18 protein-coding genes and 1 tRNA gene are annotated in these 17,521 nt (G+C 69.2%); 15 read left to right on the top strand and 4 right to left on the bottom strand.

From position 1 onward, the window contains the following. The first annotated feature begins 2 nt into the window (after window positions 1-2). The 5 genes from PU630_RS09075 to PU630_RS09055 all read left to right on the top strand — a co-directional run bounded on the left by PU630_RS09075 (window position 3) and on the right by PU630_RS09055 (window position 5,002). Window positions 3-512 (top strand): DNA polymerase III subunit gamma/tau, encoded by a 510-nt coding sequence (locus PU630_RS09075; protein WP_275276760.1) that lies wholly within the window; start codon window positions 3-5, stop codon window positions 510-512. Next, entirely contained in the window at window positions 509-862 is a 354-nt protein-coding gene (locus PU630_RS09070) for a hypothetical protein (RefSeq protein ID WP_275276759.1), read from the top strand. Before PU630_RS09075 ends, PU630_RS09070 begins: the two co-directional genes overlap by 4 nt. Before the next feature lie 139 nt (window positions 863-1,001). Then, on the top strand, window positions 1,002-2,606 hold the full coding sequence (gene serA / locus PU630_RS09065; protein ID WP_275276758.1) for a phosphoglycerate dehydrogenase: 1,605 nt from the start codon (window positions 1,002-1,004) through the stop codon (window positions 2,604-2,606). 62 nt (window positions 2,607-2,668) lie between these two features. After that, on the top strand, window positions 2,669-3,433 hold the full coding sequence (locus tag PU630_RS09060; RefSeq protein WP_275276757.1) for a LamB/YcsF family protein: 765 nt from the start codon (window positions 2,669-2,671) through the stop codon (window positions 3,431-3,433). A gap of 6 nt (window positions 3,434-3,439) precedes the next feature. Continuing rightward, window positions 3,440-5,002: a 5-oxoprolinase subunit B/C family protein gene (locus PU630_RS09055; RefSeq protein WP_275276756.1), complete on the top strand. Its 1,563-nt coding sequence runs from the start codon at window positions 3,440-3,442 to the stop codon at window positions 5,000-5,002. 29 nt (window positions 5,003-5,031) lie between these two features. Here the strand turns inward: PU630_RS09055 and PU630_RS09050 are convergent, their stop codons facing one another. Beyond that, window positions 5,032-5,289 (bottom strand): DUF6458 family protein, encoded by a 258-nt coding sequence (locus PU630_RS09050; RefSeq protein WP_275276755.1) that lies wholly within the window; start codon window positions 5,287-5,289, stop codon window positions 5,032-5,034. Window positions 5,290-5,374: 85 nt separating this feature from the next. Further along, complete coding sequence (locus PU630_RS09045) at window positions 5,375-5,917, bottom strand: TetR/AcrR family transcriptional regulator (protein WP_275276754.1); 543 nt, start codon at window positions 5,915-5,917, stop codon at window positions 5,375-5,377. Window positions 5,918-5,975: 58 nt separating this feature from the next. Here PU630_RS09045 and PU630_RS09040 point away from each other — a divergent pair, with 58 nt between their 5' ends. The 8 genes from PU630_RS09040 (at window position 5,976) to PU630_RS09005 (ending at window position 14,083) form a co-directional block, all read left to right on the top strand. After that, window positions 5,976-7,520, top strand: coding sequence for an MFS transporter (locus PU630_RS09040; protein ID WP_275276753.1), 1,545 nt, complete (start codon window positions 5,976-5,978; stop codon window positions 7,518-7,520). A gap of 74 nt (window positions 7,521-7,594) precedes the next feature. Further along, on the top strand, window positions 7,595-8,647 hold the full coding sequence (locus PU630_RS09035; protein WP_275276752.1) for a 3-isopropylmalate dehydrogenase: 1,053 nt from the start codon (window positions 7,595-7,597) through the stop codon (window positions 8,645-8,647). 45 nt (window positions 8,648-8,692) lie between these two features. After that, window positions 8,693-9,784, top strand: a complete 1,092-nt coding sequence (locus PU630_RS09030) for a branched-chain amino acid aminotransferase (protein WP_428981945.1) — start codon at window positions 8,693-8,695, stop codon at window positions 9,782-9,784. A 25-nt stretch (window positions 9,785-9,809) separates the two neighbouring features. Next, window positions 9,810-10,577, top strand: coding sequence for a fumarylacetoacetate hydrolase family protein (locus PU630_RS09025; RefSeq protein ID WP_275276750.1), 768 nt, complete (start codon window positions 9,810-9,812; stop codon window positions 10,575-10,577). Beyond that, window positions 10,574-11,842, top strand: a complete 1,269-nt coding sequence (locus PU630_RS09020) for an MFS transporter (RefSeq protein WP_275276749.1) — start codon at window positions 10,574-10,576, stop codon at window positions 11,840-11,842. Before PU630_RS09025 ends, PU630_RS09020 begins: the two co-directional genes overlap by 4 nt. Window positions 11,843-11,852: 10 nt before the next feature. Continuing rightward, on the top strand, window positions 11,853-13,373 hold the full coding sequence (gltX, locus tag PU630_RS09015) for a glutamate--tRNA ligase (RefSeq protein ID WP_275276748.1): 1,521 nt from the start codon (window positions 11,853-11,855) through the stop codon (window positions 13,371-13,373). A 64-nt stretch (window positions 13,374-13,437) separates the two neighbouring features. Then, window positions 13,438-13,929, top strand: coding sequence for a lipocalin family protein (locus tag PU630_RS09010; protein ID WP_275276747.1), 492 nt, complete (start codon window positions 13,438-13,440; stop codon window positions 13,927-13,929). Between the two features lie 82 nt (window positions 13,930-14,011). Continuing rightward, window positions 14,012-14,083 (top strand) — tRNA-Gln (locus tag PU630_RS09005). A 50-nt stretch (window positions 14,084-14,133) separates the two neighbouring features. Here PU630_RS09005 and PU630_RS09000 read toward each other — a convergent pair. Continuing rightward, entirely contained in the window at window positions 14,134-14,844 is a 711-nt protein-coding gene (locus PU630_RS09000) for a DUF72 domain-containing protein (RefSeq protein ID WP_275276746.1), read from the bottom strand. 26 nt (window positions 14,845-14,870) lie between these two features. Beyond that, window positions 14,871-15,218, bottom strand: coding sequence for a hypothetical protein (locus PU630_RS08995; RefSeq protein ID WP_275276745.1), 348 nt, complete (start codon window positions 15,216-15,218; stop codon window positions 14,871-14,873). Between the two features lie 82 nt (window positions 15,219-15,300). Between PU630_RS08995 and PU630_RS08990 the strand changes: the two genes are divergently transcribed. Next, on the top strand, window positions 15,301-16,482 hold the full coding sequence (locus PU630_RS08990) for an NAD(P)/FAD-dependent oxidoreductase (RefSeq protein ID WP_275276744.1): 1,182 nt from the start codon (window positions 15,301-15,303) through the stop codon (window positions 16,480-16,482). Beyond that, window positions 16,479-17,447, top strand: coding sequence for an RNA polymerase sigma factor SigJ (sigJ, locus tag PU630_RS08985; protein ID WP_275276743.1), 969 nt, complete (start codon window positions 16,479-16,481; stop codon window positions 17,445-17,447). The genes PU630_RS08990 and sigJ overlap by 4 nt, the downstream gene beginning before the upstream one ends. Window positions 17,448-17,521: the final 74 nt, after the last annotated feature.

Raw genomic sequence — 17,521 nt, 5'->3', positions numbered from 1 at the left:
GCATGGCCGGCCGCGACACCCCCGACGATGACGACGCACTGCGCTGGGACGGCGATGACGAGCCCGCGCCGCAGTTGCCGACCGGCTGGGTCGCCAAAGGCAAGGGCGCGGACCGTGTCGTCGCCGAGGGCGACCCCGCCGCTGGCGCCGAGCCGGTCGCCGGTGACGGGCCCGGCGACGATGCAGGCCCGACTTCCCCGGGAAACGGTGCGCTCATCGGTCTCGGCATGCTCGGCGGCGTGTACCTGCTGTACACGGTCGGCTGGATCATCGGCGGGCTACGGCTGTTGGCCGTCGCAGGAATGATGATGGACTCGAACGGCCAGGGCCCGGTGATGTGGGCGGCGGGCAACACCGTGATGACATGGCTGGCGATCCTTGCACCCGCCGTCTGGTTCGTGACGGTCGCGGCGCTGTCGAAGGGACGCCACGCGTGGGTGCGCTGGGTGTGGCTGATCGCGGGCGCTGTCGTGCTGGTGCCATGGCCGCTGCTGATGAGAGGGATCGCATGAACGGGGCGGCGGAGGAGAACCCGCGCACGCAGAGGGCGGTGCCGGGCTGGCTCCGTGCGGCGGTGGTCGGTGTCTTCGGACTGTTGTACGCGTACATCGTCTGGAACGCCGTGGCCTTCCTCGTCGTACAGGCCGGTGGGTCGCTCGGATTGAGCGCGCTCGGCTGGTTCGTCCTGCTGTTCGCCGTCGTGTTCCCGATCGTCGTCTTCGTCGGTGCCGTCGCGGTGGGCCGGCGACGGCGCCTCGGCGCGCTGAGTCTGGTCATGCTCGCGGGACTGGCACTGTCGGCGGTCTTCTGGCTGAACGTGCTCGGCTATGCCTACGCCTACGGGGGCCAGCTCCTGGGCTGACCCGAGACGTCACACTGTCGGGCGGCCTGCTGCGGGCACGGTAGGGTGTCAGTGTCTCGCCCCGAAGGCGTGCGGCGCGGCATCCCGTCATCATCGTCGTCGTGCGCCGTGCGCGATGCGTCGTTCCGAAGGGTCCCGAATGACCAAGCCTGTCGTCCTTCTCGCTGAGCAGCTCTCTCCCGCAACCGTCGATGCGCTGGGACCCGACTTCGAGATCCGGCAGGTGGACGGCACCGACAGGCCCGCGCTGCTCTCGGCCCTGGCCGATGCCGATGCGGTGCTGATCCGGTCGGCGACGAAGATGGATGCCGAAGCCATCGGCGCGAGCACGAAGCTCAAGGTCATCGCCCGTGCCGGCGTCGGCCTCGACAACGTCGACATCAAGGCTGCGACGGCAGCCGGTGTCATGGTGGTCAACGCCCCGACCTCGAACATCATCTCCGCCGCCGAGCTGACGATCGCCCACATCCTGGGCCTGGCACGGCACATTCCCGCCGCCGATGCGTCGCTGGGTCGCGGCGAGTGGAAGCGCAGCGCCTACACCGGCACGGAACTGTTCGACAAGACGGTCGGCATCGTCGGCCTCGGCCGCATCGGCACGCTCATCACCGAGCGGCTGCGGGCCTTCGGCGTGCGCGTGGTCGCCTATGACCCCTACGTCACCCCGGCGCGTGCGCAGCAGCTGCAGGTCGAGCTGCTGTCGCTGGACGAGCTGCTGGCGCAGAGCGACTTCGTCACCGTGCACATGCCGAAGACGCCCGAGACGACCGGCATGATCAGCACGGAGCAGTTCGCGTTGATGAAGCCCACCGCCTACATCGTCAACGTCGCCCGCGGCGGCCTCATCGACGAGGACGCCCTGTACGAGGCGCTGACCAGCAAGACGATCGCGGGCGCAGCCGTCGACGTCTTCACCAGCGAGCCCCCGACCGAGGGCGGCTCTGCGCAGCGCCTTCTCGGGCTCGACAACATCATCGTGACCCCCCACCTCGGAGCGTCCACGGGGGAGGCCCAGGAGAAGGCCGGCGTCTCCGTCGCGCGTTCGGTCAAGCTCGCGCTCGAGGGCGACCTCGTGCCCGACGCCGTGAACGTCGCCGGCGGCGTCATCGACCCGTTCGTACGCCCGGGCATCGCCCTCGTCGAAATGCTGGGCCAGTTCTTCACCGGCCTCACGCAGGGTGCCCTGACCAGCCTCGACATCGAGGTGCGCGGCGAGTTGGCCGCGTACGACGTCAGCGTGTACAAGCTCGCGGCACTCAAGGGCATCTTCACGAACATCGTCAGCGAGAACGTCTCGTACGTGAACGCACCCCTGTTCGCCGAGCAGCGCGGCATCGAGACGCGCCTGATCGTCGAGGCCGACAGCCCGCTCTACCGCAACATCACGATCCTGCGCGGCTCGCTGTCGGACGGCACGGTGCTGTCCGTCGCCGGCACGCTCGCCGGCACGCGGATGGTGCCGAAGGTCGTCGGTATCAACGACTACGACATCGAGGTTCCCTTCGCTCGGGAGCACCTCGTCATGCGCTACGCGGACAAGCCGGGCATCGTGGCGATCTACGGGCAGCTTCTCGGCGACGCCGGGATCAACATCGAGGGCCTGCAGGTCGCGCACCCCGACAGCACCGGCCGCGCGCTCTCTGTGCTGACGGTGGACTCGGCTGTTCCCGACGAGCTCGTCGAGAAGATCCGTGCCGAGATCGGTGCCGACCTGCTGCGTCAAATCGAGATCGCCGAGGCCTGAGGCGGCCCGGGGCCGCGCCCTACACTAGGTGTCACGACGACCACCATCGGAGTCCGGGCACCATGACGACCATCGATCTGAATTCGGATCTGGGCGAGAACGTCCCGGATCGCGTGGTCAGCGATGATGCCGGAATGCTGCGGATCGTCACCAGTGCGAACGTGTCGTCGGGATTCCACGCCGGCAGTCCGGAAGGAATCCGCGAGACCCTCGGCGCGGCCGTCGCGCACGGGGTCGTGATCGGCGCACATCCCGGGTATCGCGATTACGCGAACTTCGGCCGGGTGGACGTCGACGTCGACTCCGCGACCCTCCAGGCGCAGATCGAGTATCAGCTGGGGGCTCTGATGGGCCTCGCAGCAGCCGTGGGCGGCAAGGTCGCCTACGTGAAGCCGCACGGTGCGCTGTACAACGCCATCACCCGCGACCAGCGGCAGGCGAAGGATGTCGTCGCCGCGATCCGTGCCGTCGACCCCGAGCTCGTCCTGCTCGGGCTGTCGGGCGGGGCGGTTCTGGACGTCGCCGCGAACGCGGGTCTACGGGTCGCCGCCGAAGCGTTCGCCGATCGGGCGTACCTGCCCGATGGACGGCTCGTCCCGCGCACGCAGGACGGAGCGGTGCTGCACGATGCGCCGGCGATCGCCGATCGCATGGTGCGCCTGGCGGTGGAGGGCGTCGTCCGGGCGATCGACGGCACCGACGTGCAGGTCGCCGCCGACTCCATCTGCGTGCACGGCGACAGCGCCGGAGCGGTGGCGATGGCCGCCGAGACGAGGCGCCGGCTGGAGGCATCCGGCGTCGGGATAGCCCCCTTCGTGAGGAGGTGAAGCTGCATGCGCGTCCTCCGGGCGTCCGAGCGTACGCTGCTCGTCGAGGCCGCAGACCTCGCAGAGGCAATGCGGCTCAACGCCGCATGGAAGGGCCTTCCCGGAGTCGTCGAGCTCGTGCCGGGTGCGCGGACGGTGCTCGTGCACTTCGACCCGCTCCGGGTGTCGGCGACAGAGCTGGCCGCACGTCTGATTGCCACCGACGGGGGTGCCGCATCGGCCCCGCCGACGGGCGAGGTGGTCATCCCGGTGCGATACGACGGGGATGACCTGGCCGAAACGGCGGCGCGGCTCGGGATCTCCGCCGAAGCGCTTGTGGCCCGTCATCTTGCCGCCCACTGGCAGGTCGCCTTCTCGGGCTTCGCGCCGGGTTTCGGCTACATCGTCGGCGACGACCCGTTCCTCGATGTTCCGCGCCGCGCGACGCCGCGTACGCGCGTTCCCGCCGGGTCCGTGGCGTTGGCCGGGCGCTTCACCGGTGTGTATCCGCGGGAGACGCCGGGCGGATGGCAGCTCATCGGACGCACCGACGCCGTCCTCTGGGACGCGTCACGAGACCCGGCCGCGCTTCTCTCGCCCGGAACGGCCGTGCAGTTCGCGCGTGCGCAGCGCGTCACGTTGACTGCGGCGCCGTCCGCGCCGCCTGTCCCGTCACCGCCGGTGGGAGCGCGGAGCGTGGAGGTCATGCACCCCGGGCTTCAGACGCTGATCGAGGATGCCGGGCGCCCCGGCCATGCGGCGCTGGGCGTTTCAGCATCCGGCGCGGCGGACCGCGTGGCACTGCGCGACGCGAACCGCGCCGTCGGCAATCCGTTCGGTGCGGCCGCTTTGGAGATCGTCGGCGCGGCCATCCTCCGCTTCGGCGGCGACGGGGTCGCCGCGGTCACCGGCGCGTACGGCGACCTCGCACTGGTGGACGCAGACGGGTTCGAGCGGCCGGCCGCGCACAGCGCGCCGTTCGCCACCTTCGACGGCGACGAGCTGCACCTCGGGCATCCGACCGCCGGGCTGCGCCGGGTCGTGGCGGTCCGGGGCGGGATCGATGTCGCACCCACCCTGGGCAGCCGCTCGACCGACACGCTCGCCGGGCTCGGGCCCGACCCGCTCCGTGCGGGATCGATCGTCGGCGTGGGGGATGGGTCACGCGGCGCGGTCGACCCGTACCCCGCCTCTCGCGTCCTCCCTGCGCCCGGCGCACTCGTCGAACTCGCGGTCGTGCTCGGCCCGCGCGACGACTGGTTCACGGCATCCGCCCTCTCCGTTCTCGCCGGTCAGGAGTGGGAGGTCACATCGCAGTCCGATCGAGTGGGGATCCGCCTGCACGGCGAGCTCCCTCTCGAGCGGGTGATCGTTCGAGAACTGCCCAGCGAGGGCGCCGTCACCGGCGCCGTTCAGGTACCACCCGACGGGCAGCCGGTGATCTTCCTCCCCGACCACCCGCTCACCGCCGGTTACCCGATCATCGCCGCGCTCACCGACGACGCTCTGAGCCTCGCCGCGCAGACGCCCCCAGGTTGCCGCATCCGCTTCCGCATCATCGAAACGAGATCGAGCGGCATTCTGCGGTGACGACGGCCGGGGGGCCGCCGGAGACAGCGTCAGACCGGATCATCCGGCGCAGACGTCTCGTCGCGACGCACGGTCTCGCCGCTGCGCGGATCCACAGACGTCCGGCTCGTGGCCACAGTGCGGCGGCGCCGGAGCATGAAGACCAGCCCGATGATGAAAACGATGACGCCCGCACCCATGAGGATGTAGCCGACAAGGTCGAGATCGACCCATCCCACATCGATGTTCAGGGCGAATGCGAGGATCGCACCGATCACGAACAGCACGATACCGAGGCCCATGCTCATGTCTCCTCCTGACTTCGTCGGACTCGACCAGGATGGGCCGGAATCGGCGGCCGGCACAGGTGGTTGAACGCACGCGGCAGGAGTGCTAGCCGATGCTGAGCTCTTCGACGAGGCGAACAAGAGCATCCATCGCCGCACCGGTGGGCACCAGGGTGTCAGAGCGATCTTCGAGCATGTTGTTGAAGTACAGACCGTCGGAGACGAGCAGCACGAGATCCAGAGCGGCGTCGTCGCGCACGTGCGGGCGGACCGCCTCCGCCCAGCGTTGGCGCATCTCTTTGAGGGCAGTGCTCGCGGGGGCGCTTCCGCCCTGGGCGAGGCGCGAGACCGCGAGCATGGCACGGTCGAGCGGGTCCCCGACGAGGACGGAGGTGCGCAGGTAGTGGGCGACAGCGCCTTCTTCCGCGGTCGTGATCGCCACGACGTCCTCGTCGACGAGATCGTTCAACCGACCGATGAGGCCGGCCTCGAGGGCTTCCTTCGACGCGAAGTGATAGAGCAGGCCGCCTTTCGACACGCCCGCAGCACGGGCCGCGGCATCCATCGTCGCCGCACGCTCGCCGCCGGCGATCAGGATCTCTTCGTAGGCGTCGAGGACGAGGTCTCGGGCACGCGGAGGTCGGCTCATCCCACCCATGATACTATACCGGCTGGCTGGTACAGTTATAGCTCGGCCGGAGGAAGAGATGACGACTCGGCACATCACCGCGCCCGCACACGATGAGCGCTCGGCGCGTGTGGGCTGGCGCGGGTGGGCTGCGCTCATGGTGCTGACGCTGCCGGTGCTGCTGGTGTCGGTCGACAACACCGTGCTCAGTTTCGCGCTGCCCGAGATAGCGCTCGACCTCGAGCCCACCGGCATCCAGCAGCTGTGGATCATCGACGCGTATCCGCTCGTCCTGGCGGCGCTCCTGGTGACGATGGGCACCCTCGGCGACCGTTTCGGACGGCGGCGGATGCTGCTGATCGGCGCCACCGGGTTCGCCGTCGTCTCAGCGGTGTCGTCGTTCGCGCCGTCGGCCGGCTGGCTCATCGCCGGTCGCGCGAGCATGGCGGTGTTCGGCGCGATGCTGATGCCCTCGACGCTCTCGCTGCTTCGCAGCATCTTCACCGACCGTGACCAGCGCCGGCTCGCGATCGCGGTGTGGGCGGCGATGTTCTCTGCTGGAGCGGCCCTCGGCCCGATCGTGGGCGGCCTCCTCCTCGAGCACTTCGCCTGGGGATCGGTTTTCCTCATGGCGGTGCCGGTGCTGATTCCGCTGCTGATCCTTGCGCCGCTGCTGGTGCCCGAGAGCCGCGACCCGAAACCGGGACGCGTCGACCCGGTGAGCATTCTTCTCTCGGTCGGGATGATGCTGCCCACTGTGTACGCGATCAAGGAGATGGCGGTCGCCGGTCTCGGCGGTGCCGTCGTGCCGCTGCTGATCGCCGGCGGCGTGTTCGGCGTGCTCTTCGTGAGACGGCAGCTGAACGCCGATGAACCCATGCTCGACATGGGTCTCTTCCGGCGGACCGCGTTCACCGGTGCGCTGCTCGTCAACCTGCTCAGCGTGCTCGCCCTTGTCGGATTCCTCTTCTTCGTCGCCCAGCACCTGCAGCTGATCGTAGGGCTGTCGCCGATGGAGGCGGGTCTGGCTCTCGTGCCCTCGCTGGCGGCCATGATCATCGCAGGGCTGCTCGTGGTGCCCGTGGCGTCCCGCGTCTCACCACGGGTCGTGATCCCGGTGGCGCTGGCGTTCTCGGCCGCCGGGTACATCGGCATCGCCCTGACCACCGGACCCGACACGCTGCTGCCGACGATTCTGGCCTCGGTGAGCCTGGGCATCGGTGTGGGTGCCGCCGAGACCGTCTCGAATGAACTCATCCTCTCGGCGGCACCGGCAGACAAGGCGGGTGCCGCCAGCGCCGTGTCGGAGACGGCGTACGAGGCGGGCACCGTTTTGGGCACGTCGATCATCGGCGGTCTGCTCACGGCGGTGTACCGCACGTCGATCGATCTGCCGGCCTCCCTGGCGCCCGCGCTGGCCGATGCTGCGCGCGAGACCCTCGCCGGGGCGATGGCCGTCGCCGGTCAGGTGGGCGGCGCCGTCGGCGATACTGTGCGCGCCGCGGCGGCTGTCGCGTTCGACCAGGGTATGTCGATCGCCGCGGCGATCGGCGCCGTGCTCGTGGTGGCAGCCGCGGTGATCGCCGCGACCATGCTGGGCCGGTCGCGCGGCGACACGCAGTGAAAGCACCCGCCGTGCGCTGGATAGGCTGGGGGAGGCGCACCGCGGCACTGTGACGCGGCGTCGGAAGGAGTGCCATGCCACGTGTCGTGAAGCTCGCCGTCATCCCCGGTGACGGCATCGGTCCCGAGGTGATCGCCGAGGCCGAGAGGGTGTTGGATGCCGCGACCGCCGGCACCGACGTGACCTTCGACAAGACGCGCTTCGCCCTCGGCGCGGCCCGCTACCTCGAGACCGGCGACACACTGACCGACGAGGACCTGGCCGCCATCACATCGCATGACGCGATCCTGCTCGGCGCCGTCGGCGGCATCCCCGGTGACGTGCGCCTGAAGGACGCGAACATCGAGCGCGGGCTGCTGCTGAAGCTCCGGTTCGAGCTCGACCACTACGTGAACCTGCGGCCGTCGAAGCTGTACGAGGGCGCGCCGGGCCCTCTGGCGAGCCCCGGCGACGTCGACTTCGTCGTGGTCCGCGAGGGCACCGAGGGTCCTTACGTCGGCAACGGAGGTGCGATCCGGCGCGGCACGCCGCACGAGGTCGCCAATGAGACGAGCGTGAACACGGCGTTCGGTGTCGAGCGCGTCGTGCGGTACGCGTTCGAACTCGCCGAGCGCCGCAGCAAGCGACTCACCCTCGTGCACAAGACGAACGTGCTGGTCAACGCCGGGTCCCTGTGGAAGCGGATCGTCGACACCGTGGCGGTCGAGCACCCCGGCGTTGACGTAGACTACCTGCACGTCGATGCAGCGACCATCTTCCTGGTCACGAACCCCGGTCGCTTCGACGTGATCGTCACCGACAACCTCTTCGGCGACATCCTCACTGACCTGGCCGGCGCCGTCACCGGTGGCATCGGCCTCGCTGCTTCGGGCAACATCAATCCCGACGGCGTCTTCCCGTCGATGTTCGAGCCCGTGCACGGTTCGGCTCCCGACATCGCGGGTCAGCAGAAGGCCGATCCCACCGCCGCGATCCTGTCGATCGCTCTCATGCTCGACCACCTCGGGCTGAGCGCAGAGTCCGCCCGTGTGGCGCAGGCGGTCGAACAGGACATCGCGGGCCGGGGCACGGCATCCCGCACCACGACGCAGATCGGCGACGACATCGTCGCCCGCGTCCAGGCGTAATCTGAGGGCGGCAGCGTCGCCCGCGCATCGAAGACTGGAATGGACATGACCACTGACACCGCACTCGCCCCGCTCGAGTTCGCCGTGACCCGCAACCCCGCCGCGAAGACCGCAGCAGAGCGCGCCGCACTGCTGGCCGATCCCGTCTTCGGTACGGTCTTCACCGACCACATGGTCCAATTGACCTGGACGGCCGGCGAAGGGTGGCACGACGCGGTGGTGCGTCCCTACGGTGCGCTGTCGCTCGAGCCTGCCGCGGCGGTGCTGCACTACGGCCAGGAGATCTTCGAGGGCATCAAGGCATATCGGCACGCCGACGGCTCGATCCACACCTTCCGCCCCGACCAGAACGGGCACCGTCTGCAGCGCAGCGCGCACCGTCTGGCCCTGCCGCAGCTGCCGGTCGAGCACTTCATCCAGTCGCTGCGCGAGCTCATCGAGGTCGACGGTGCCTGGGTCCCCGGAGGTGACGACCGGAGCCTGTATCTGCGTCCGTTCATGTTCGCGTCCGAGCCGTTCCTCGGGGTACGGCCGGCGAATCAGGTCGAGTTCCTCGTCATCGCCAGCCCCGTGGGCGCCTACTTCAAGGGTGGCGCCAAACCGGTCTCGATCTGGCTGAGCGAAGACTATGCGCGCGCCGGCAAGGGCGGCACAGGTGCGGCCAAGACCGGCGGCAACTACGCGGCCAGCCTCCTGCCGCAGGCCGAGGCCTACGAGCAGGGTTGCGACCAGGTGGTCTTCCTCGATGCGGACGGCAACGTCGAAGAGCTGGGGGGCATGAACATCGTGTTCGTCCGCAAGGACGGCACGCTGGTCACGCCGGACTCCGACTCGATCCTCGAGGGCATCACGCGGCTGTCGCTGCTGCAGCTGGCCAAGGACCGCGGCCACGCCGTCGAGCAGCGCCCGGTGACGCTCGCGGAGTGGCGCGAAGGCGTGGCCTCGGGCGACATCGTCGAGGCGTTCGCCTGCGGCACCGCGGCGGTAGTCGCACCTATCGGCACGCTCAAGGGCCACGACTTCACCGACGCGCAGCCGCTCGGCGAACTCGCGCTGTCGCTGCGCGAAGAACTGACCGACATCCAGTACGGTCGTCGTGAAGACAAGCACGGCTGGCTGGTCCGTCTCGACGCATGAGGCCGAGCGCCCGTAGGCTGGTGCGGTGAGGATCGCACGCTTCAGCCACCGAGACGCCATCCGCTACGGCATCGTCGACGAGACCGACCTGGTCGTACTCGCCGGTGACCCTCTGTTCGCCGGATTCGACACGACGGGCGACCGCGTACCGCTCGCCGACGCCGCGCTGCTGGCCCCCGTGATCCCGCGGTCGAAGGTCGTCGCGATCGCGCGCAACTACCGCGACCACGCGGCCGAGCTGGGCAACGAGGTGAGCGCAGAGCCCATGCTCTTCCTCAAGCCCAACACGTCGGTGATCGGCCCGGGCGACGCCATCGTGCTGCCACCGCAATCGCAGCGCGTCGAGCACGAGGGCGAGCTGGCTGCCGTGATCGGCACTATCGCCAAGAACGTGCCTGCCGAGCGCGCCCTGGAGTACGTGTTCGGCTACACGATCGCCGACGATGTGACCGCACGCGATCTGCAGCGCAGCGACGGCCAGTGGTCGCGGGCCAAGGGCTTTGACACCTTCTGCCCGCTGGGGCCGGCGATCGAGACCGATTTCGACCCGAACGGCGACGCCGTGATCACCACGCGCGTGGACGGCGAGGTACGTCAGCGCGGCTCGATCAGCGACATGGTGCACTCGGTCGCCGAGATCATCGCGTACGCGTCGGTCGCGTTCACACTCCTGCCCGGAGATGTCATCCTCACCGGCACCCCCGCGGGCGTCGGGCCGATCGTGGCGGGTCAAACCGTCGAGGTCGAGATCAGCGGGCTCGGCATGCTGCGCAACACCGTGCGCGCCGCGTGAGCGCTTTGTCGTCGCCGCCGCTGCCCGACGCCACGCGGTTGCGCGCCGTGCAACGGCGCACGATCTGGATCCTCTCGCTCGGTCAGATCCTCGGCGGGCTGGCGTTCGGTGCCACCGTGTCGCTCGGCGCGGTGCTGGCGGCCGACATCTCGGGCGATGAGGCATTCTCCGGCTGGGCGACGGCGTCGGTGACGCTCGGCACGGCGCTGACGGCGGTTCCGCTGGCTGCTCTCGCACGTCGCGGCGGCAGGCGGCCGTCTCTGGCGAGCGGGATGCTGGTGGCCATTGTCGGCGTGCTTCTCGTCGTCGTGGCCACCGGTGCGCGGAGCTTTCCGCTCCTCATCATCGGGTTCGTGCTCGTCGGCGCGGGGCAGGCGGCCAACCTGCAGTCGCGGTTCGCCGCAGCCGACCTCGCCACCGATGCGTCGCGCGGCCGAGATCTGTCGATCGTGGTCTGGGCGACGACGATCGGCGCCGTGCTCGGACCGAATCTCGTCGGCCCGGGCGAGGTGATCGGTGATGCGCTCGGAATGCCGGCGCTGACGGGGCCATATCTGTTCACCATCGTCACCCAGGCGCTCGGCATCGTCCTCTACCTGACGCTGCTGCGACCCGACCCCCTTCTGCTCGCGCTGCGGATCACCGCGCATCACAGCGCGGCCGGGACCCGCGTCGCCCACGCGGACCGGCCTGGCGCCGCTCGCTATGCGATGCTGGCGATCGCCGGCGCGCACGGGGTGATGGTGTCGGTCATGGCGATGACCCCCGTGCACCTCATCCACGCTGGCGCGACCCTCGAGATCATCGGGCTCACCATCAGTCTGCACATCGCCGGAATGTATGCGCTGTCGCCCGTCTTCGGCATCCTGGCCGACCGGATCGGCCGGGTGGCGACGATCCTCATCGGGCAGGCGGTGCTCGTGGCATCCCTTGTCACCGCCGCCCTCGGCCAGCATTCGACCCCCGCCGTCACCGTGGCATTGATCTTGCTGGGGCTGGGCTGGAGCGCGACGACCGTCTCGGGCGCCGCTCTGCTGACCGAGGCGTCGGCGGAAGACCGTCGGACACGCCGACAGGGGCGCAACGACTTCCTGATGAGCATGGTCGGCGCAGTCGGTGCTGTCGTCGCGGGCCTTGTGCTCGCCGGGGTCGGGTACGGCGGTCTCGCGCTGTGCGCGCTCGTGATCGTGGTCGTGGTGGTGGCGCTCGCGCCGCTGGGGCGTGTGCGGGCGCAGGCCGCGGGAGAGCAGCAGTCGGCGTCATAGACTGGAGGGCGTGCCTGCAACGCCCCACCCCTTGACCACGACCGCCTCCGGCTCCGACGTGCGCGTCCGCTTCTGCCCGTCGCCGACCGGCCTGCCGCACGTCGGCATGGTGCGCACGGCGCTGTACAACTGGGCCTACGCGCGGCACACCGGCGGCAAGCTCGTGTTCCGCATCGAAGACACCGACGCCGCGCGCGACAGCGAAGAGAGCTACCAGCAGCTCGTCGACGCGTTGACCTGGCTGCGGATCGACTGGGACGAGGGCGTCGAGAAGGGCGGTCCGCACGGTCCGTACCGCCAGTCGCAGCGCACCGAGATCTACGCCGAGGTGCTGGCCAAGCTCATGGACGCGGGGCTGGTGTACGAGAGCTACTCGACCGCCGAAGAGATCGATGCCCGCAACGAGGCCAACGGCCGCGCGAAGCAGCTCGGGTACGACAACTTCGACCGCGACCTGACCGACGAGCAGAAGACGGCGTTCCGAGCCGAGGGCCGCGAGCCTGCATGGCGCCTTCGCGTGCCGGACGCGGACCTGACCTACGTCGATCTGATTCGCGGAGAGGTCACGTTCCCGGCAGGGTCGTTCCCCGACTTCGTGCTCGTGCGCGCCGGTGGCAAGGCGCTCTACCCTTTCACGAACCCGGTCGACGATGCGCTCATGGGCATCACCCACGTGATCCGCGGTGAAGATCTCATGCCGTCGACGGCGCGTCAGCTCGTGCTCTACGACGCTCTCATCAAGGCGGGCGTGACGACGTTCATGCCGCGGTTCGGCCACATGCCGCTTGTGCTGGGAGAGACCGGCAACAAGAAGCTGTCGAAGCGCGACCCGAAGGCCGACCTCTTCCTGCAGCGTGAGAAGGGATTCATCCACGAAGGCCTGCTCAACTACCTGGCACTGCTGGGCTGGTCGATCGGGCCCGACCGCGACGTGTTCAGCCTCGAGGAGTTCACCGCGGCGTTCGACATCAAGGACGTGAACCCGAACCCGGCCCGCTTCGACCAGAAGAAGGCCGAGGCCATCAACGCGGACCACATCCGGATTCTGGACGGCAAGGACTTCGCCGAGCGGATGATGCCGTACCTGGCTGCCGCCGGGGTGTTCGGCGACGGTGAGCCCACGCACGAGCAGATAGTGCTGGCGTTCCGTGCGGCCCCGCTCGTGCAGGAGCGCGTGCAGTTGCTGGGTGAGGTGCCCGGGATGCTGGGCTTCCTGTTCGTGGACCAGGTCGAGTACTCCGAAGACGGGCTGAAGAGCCTGCCCGAGAACGCGGCCGAGGTGCTGGTCGCCTCCGTGGCGGTGCTCGAAGACGTGCCCGAGGCCGAGTTCACTCCCGACGCCGTACAGGACGCGCTGAAGGCTGCGCTCGTCGAGGGTCTTCAGCTGAAGCCCCGGGTCGCCTACGGTCCGCTGCGGGTCGCGGTGACCGGCCGGCGGGTGTCGCCGCCGCTGTTCGAGTCGATGGAGCTGCTCGGCAAGGCCGAGACCGTGCGTCGCCTCGGCGCGCTGGTGACACACCTCAGCGACTGATCCGCAAGGGGGATGTCGGCGGCGGGCGCCTTCGGTAGCGTGACGGGCCAACAAGGAGGCCCCCATGACAGATGTGCAGGACGTGGACCATCTCGATCTCGCGCGGTACCTGGGGTTGTGGTTCGAGGTGGGGAGGCTTCCCCTCCGCTTCGAAGACGATGAAGCTCGGGACGTCACGGCCGAGTACTCGTTGAACGACGATGGAACGGTGCAGGTCGACAACCGGTGTCTGAATGCCCAGGATGAGCCGACTCAGGCGCTGGGGGAGGCGAAGGCCGACCCCGACCGCCCTGCGCGCCTGGAGGTGTCGTTCCTTCCGAGCGCGTTGCGCTGGATCCCCTTCACACGGGCCGATTATTGGGTGCTCAAGATCGATCCGGAGTACCAGCGGGCGCTCGTCGGAACGCCGGATCACAAGCACTTGTGGCTTCTGTCTCGTGAGCCGCACATCAGCGCCGAGCTCGAAGCCGCGTACCTCGCCGAAGCCGAGCGACAGGGCTTCACTCTCACCGAGTGGATCCGTCCCGCCCAGTCCGGTCGGCGTGTCGAGATCTGACACGCGCGGCGCGCAGTCGTTTTGCCGCATGTCGCGTCTTCGTCTAGACTTGGTGACTGTTGCGGCTTCGGCCGAAATGCCTTGGGGTATGGTGTAATTGGCAACACGGCTGATTCTGGTTCAGTTGTTCTTGGTTCGAGTCCAGGTACCCCAGCAAAAAAGAACCCCCGCTCATGCGGGGGTTTTTGTATTCTGCCGGCATGGTCACAGTCGCTCCTTCAAACGCCGGGCGTCGATGACGGCGTTCCCCGCCTGATCATTGTCGAAGTAGACGAGCACCTCGTGCCGCTCGGTTCTCCAGCGGTCGATGTGCTCGGCCCACTCGTCCAGTTCGGCGTCGGAGTAGCTTCCGACGTAGAGCTGGTCGGGGTCGGGGCCGTGGAGACGCACGTAGACGAGTGGGGCGACGGTACGCAGGCTCAGCGGAAAGCCGGCGCCGTGTGTGATGCACAGCGCCGCGCCGTGCCGCTCCAGCAGCGCGAACACCTCGTCGTCCAGCCACGACTCGTGTCGCACCTCCACGGCGACGGCGCACTCGCGGGGAATGACATCCAACACGCGATCGAGCCGCGCGTCGTCGCGTACGCGGCCGGTGGGTAGCTGCAGAAGGAGCGGCCCGGCGACCGGCCCGAGGGCGGCGAGTGCGGAGCGGATGCGGTCGGTCCACGCGGTGGGATCAGAGCGCGTGCTGTGGCTGAGGCCGCGAGGAGCCTTGACGGCCATGACGAAGTCATCGGCCAGATGCGCGCGCCATGCGGCGAAACGATCCGCACTCGGCCAGTGGTAGAAGCTCGCATCGAGTTCGACCGTGTCGAACTCGGACGCGTAGACCTCCAACCGCCGTCCCGACGATCCAGGGCCGTAGAGCACGCCGCGCCAGTGATCGTAGCTCCAACCCGAGGTGCCGATACGCACGGTGCCGAGTTGCGGCGGGCGCGAAATCACTGGTCGTCGATCAGCTCGAGCAGCGACTTGAGCGCGTCCCGGATCTCGGCGTGGTCGTACTGGCCGGCACGGCTCTCCCCGGAGATCACACCCGACCGCCGCACTGTGCGGAAATCACCGTACGGAAAGCTGTAGGCCTGCTTCGTCTCGCGATTCTCCGACTTGTCGACCCCCAGATGCCAGTGGGCGAACTCCGTCCACCCCTCGCGTTCGATGAAGGAGTTCTCCTCATCGGCCGTCGGCGCAGCCTCGGACCAGTCGTCCCGTTCGTCGCGCGTGACCTTGCCGTCGCGCACGAGGGCGCGTGCCTGGCGCAGCGCAGGTTCGTTCAGTTCGATCGTCATGAACTGCACGATACGACCGTTCCGTGCAGCCGCTGAGGGGCTTGACGTGTCACACCTGCGCCCCCTGTCTCGTCGTACGGGTATGGGAAAGAATCAGATCCTGGTCCTGGGCGGCGGCTACACGGGCATCGTGACCGCCGCACGGCTCGCGCGCATGGTGCGCGCCGACGACGCTTCGGTCACGCTCGTGACCGAGCATGCGACACGCGACGAACGGATGCGCTGGCATCAGCTGGCAGCCGGCGAGGCCTATCCGTTGCTGGAGATCGAGCAGGCGGTGACGGGTACCGGAGTGTCCCTGAAGGTCGCGCACATCGAGCGCATCGACCTCGGCGCCCGCACCGTCGACACCTCCGGCGGCGAGCGGCTTGCATACGATGCGCTGGTCATCGCTCTGGGCAGCGTCATCGATTTCGGCAACGTGCCCGGTGCGCGCGAGAACGCGCAGGGGCTCACCGACGTCACCTCGATCGCAGACACCGCGAAGCGGGTGGATGCTGCGCCCGACGTCGCCCGCATCACCGTGGTGGGCGGCGGCTTAACCGGCATCGAGCTGGCCACCGAGCTCGCCGAGACGCACCCGCGGCTGAGCGTCGCGATGGTCAGCTCGCGCGATCCCGGCGACTGGCTGAGTGAGCCCGCCCGCAGGCACCTCGCGAAGACGTTCGACCGACTTCGGATCGAACGGATCGCAGGACGCGTCGCCCGCATCGACGATGACGCCGTCGCGCTGGCCGATGGCCGCAGCATCCCGTCGTCCGTCACCTTCTGGGCCGGCGGCTTCCGCGCCAACCCGCTCGTCGAGGCCGCCGGGCTCGAGATCGACGAGATCGGCCGCGCCTGGGTCGACGGCGCGTTTCGGGCGGTGTCGCATCCCGAGGTGTGGGTTCTCGGTGACGCCGCACGGGTCGCCGGCCGCGACGGCGAGCCGCTCAAGATGGGCTGTCGCACGGGCGCGTTCATGTCGTTCAGCGCTCCGCAGAAGATAGCTCGCGGGCTGGCCGGCGCGACGTCAACCCCATACGTCGGACGATACTTCGCCGAGTGCATCAGCCTCGGCCGCCGAGACGCCCTCGTACAGTGGCTCACGCCGGAGGGAGCGCCCACCCGCCGCATCACGACCGGCCGCGCCGCGGTTGCGATCAAGGAGTTCATCCACCGTGGCAACCAGCTCGTGCCGCGGCATCCCGGTCCGTACCTTCCGGCGCGGCGCGCGCACGTTCGCGCCACGGCCGGCGGGCAGCGCGAGAAGATCGAGGCATGACCGAGATCGATCCGGCGCTGCGCAGCGTGGCCTTCCGCGCCGCGTATCGCATGCTGGGCTCGATCGCCGACGCCGAAGACGTGGCACAGACGGCGATCGAGCGGATGCTGCGGCTCGGCGCCGACGCCCAGCCCCGCAACGCGCAGGCCTGGCTCACGACCGTGGCCACGCGACTGGCCGTCGACCAGCTGCGCTCGGCGCGCGCACGGCGCGAACAGTATGTGGGCGACTGGCTGCCCGAGCCGCTGGTCGGCAGCACGCTCGAGCCGCCGGACGCCTCGGAGCACGCCGAACTGGCCGAAGAGCTCTCGTTCGCCTTCCTCGTACTCCTGGAGACGCTGACGCCGAGCGAGCGCGCGGCATTCCTGCTGCACGACGTGCTCGACTATCCCTACGAGGAGGTCGCGTCGATTCTCGATCGGCCGACGTCGGGCGCGGTGCGGCAGCTCGTCTCGCGCGCACGGACGCGCGTGGCCGGGCGGGAGCCGCGGTACACGGCATCCTCTTCAGAACAGCAGCAGCTTGTGACACGATTCATGGCTGCGATCGAGTCGGGCGAGGTCGAAGGCTTCGTCGGCCTGCTGACGGAGGATGTCGCCATGGTCGGCGACGGCGGGGGACAGGTGCCTCCCGGCTTCGCCATCAGCCGCTCGGTGCGGGGTGCCGAAGCGGTGGCGAAACTGCTCGCTTCGTTCGGGCGTCGAGCCGTCTTCCCCGCGCACATGGAGCCGTGCACGGTCAACGGCGGACCGGGTGTCGTCGTCATCGCCGATCTGCCGGTGGGTGGCGGGGTGATCGCCGTCATGTCGCTCGACGTGCAGTCCGGACGGATCGCCGCTGTGCACGGCGTGGTCAATCCCGACAAGCTGCGGCACCTGGTGCCCGTGTTCGGGCCGATCGCCAACCTGGAGGTCGTCCGCGACGCGGAGCGCGCGTACGCGAAGGGCCCGCACGGCACCCGGTGACGGTCGTGCCGCCGGTCACAGACCTGCTCGGCTGACGCGGAGTGTGGATGCCGCAGCTGAACGCGTGGTGCGCA

It is taken from the genome of Microbacterium horticulturae (genome assembly GCF_029094505.1).
Classification (GTDB): Bacteria; Actinomycetota; Actinomycetes; order Actinomycetales; family Microbacteriaceae; genus Microbacterium; species Microbacterium horticulturae.
Note: the sequence above shows the minus strand (reverse complement) of the source record. Positions and strands in the feature narration are given on the sequence as shown.

Bases quoted from the DNA above. Each gene is read 5' to 3' on its own strand.
- PU630_RS09075 (WP_275276760.1), top strand. From the start codon at position 3: ATGGCCGGCCGCGACACCCCCGACGATGACGACGCACTGCGCTGGGAC.
- PU630_RS09070 (WP_275276759.1), top strand. From the start codon at position 509: ATGAACGGGGCGGCGGAGGAGAACCCGCGCACGCAGAGGGCGGTGCCG.
- serA (WP_275276758.1), top strand. From the start codon at position 1,002: ATGACCAAGCCTGTCGTCCTTCTCGCTGAGCAGCTCTCTCCCGCAACC.
- PU630_RS09060 (WP_275276757.1), top strand. From the start codon at position 2,669: ATGACGACCATCGATCTGAATTCGGATCTGGGCGAGAACGTCCCGGAT.
- PU630_RS09055 (WP_275276756.1), top strand. From the start codon at position 3,440: ATGCGCGTCCTCCGGGCGTCCGAGCGTACGCTGCTCGTCGAGGCCGCA.
- PU630_RS09050 (WP_275276755.1), bottom strand. From the start codon at position 5,289: ATGAGCATGGGCCTCGGTATCGTGCTGTTCGTGATCGGTGCGATCCTC.
- PU630_RS09045 (WP_275276754.1), bottom strand. From the start codon at position 5,917: ATGAGCCGACCTCCGCGTGCCCGAGACCTCGTCCTCGACGCCTACGAA.
- PU630_RS09040 (WP_275276753.1), top strand. From the start codon at position 5,976: ATGACGACTCGGCACATCACCGCGCCCGCACACGATGAGCGCTCGGCG.
- PU630_RS09035 (WP_275276752.1), top strand. From the start codon at position 7,595: ATGCCACGTGTCGTGAAGCTCGCCGTCATCCCCGGTGACGGCATCGGT.
- PU630_RS09030 (WP_428981945.1), top strand. From the start codon at position 8,693: ATGACCACTGACACCGCACTCGCCCCGCTCGAGTTCGCCGTGACCCGC.
- PU630_RS09010 (WP_275276747.1), top strand. From the start codon at position 13,438: ATGACAGATGTGCAGGACGTGGACCATCTCGATCTCGCGCGGTACCTG.
- PU630_RS08995 (WP_275276745.1), bottom strand. From the start codon at position 15,218: ATGACGATCGAACTGAACGAACCTGCGCTGCGCCAGGCACGCGCCCTC.
- PU630_RS08990 (WP_275276744.1), top strand. From the start codon at position 15,301: ATGGGAAAGAATCAGATCCTGGTCCTGGGCGGCGGCTACACGGGCATC.
- sigJ (WP_275276743.1), top strand. From the start codon at position 16,479: ATGACCGAGATCGATCCGGCGCTGCGCAGCGTGGCCTTCCGCGCCGCG.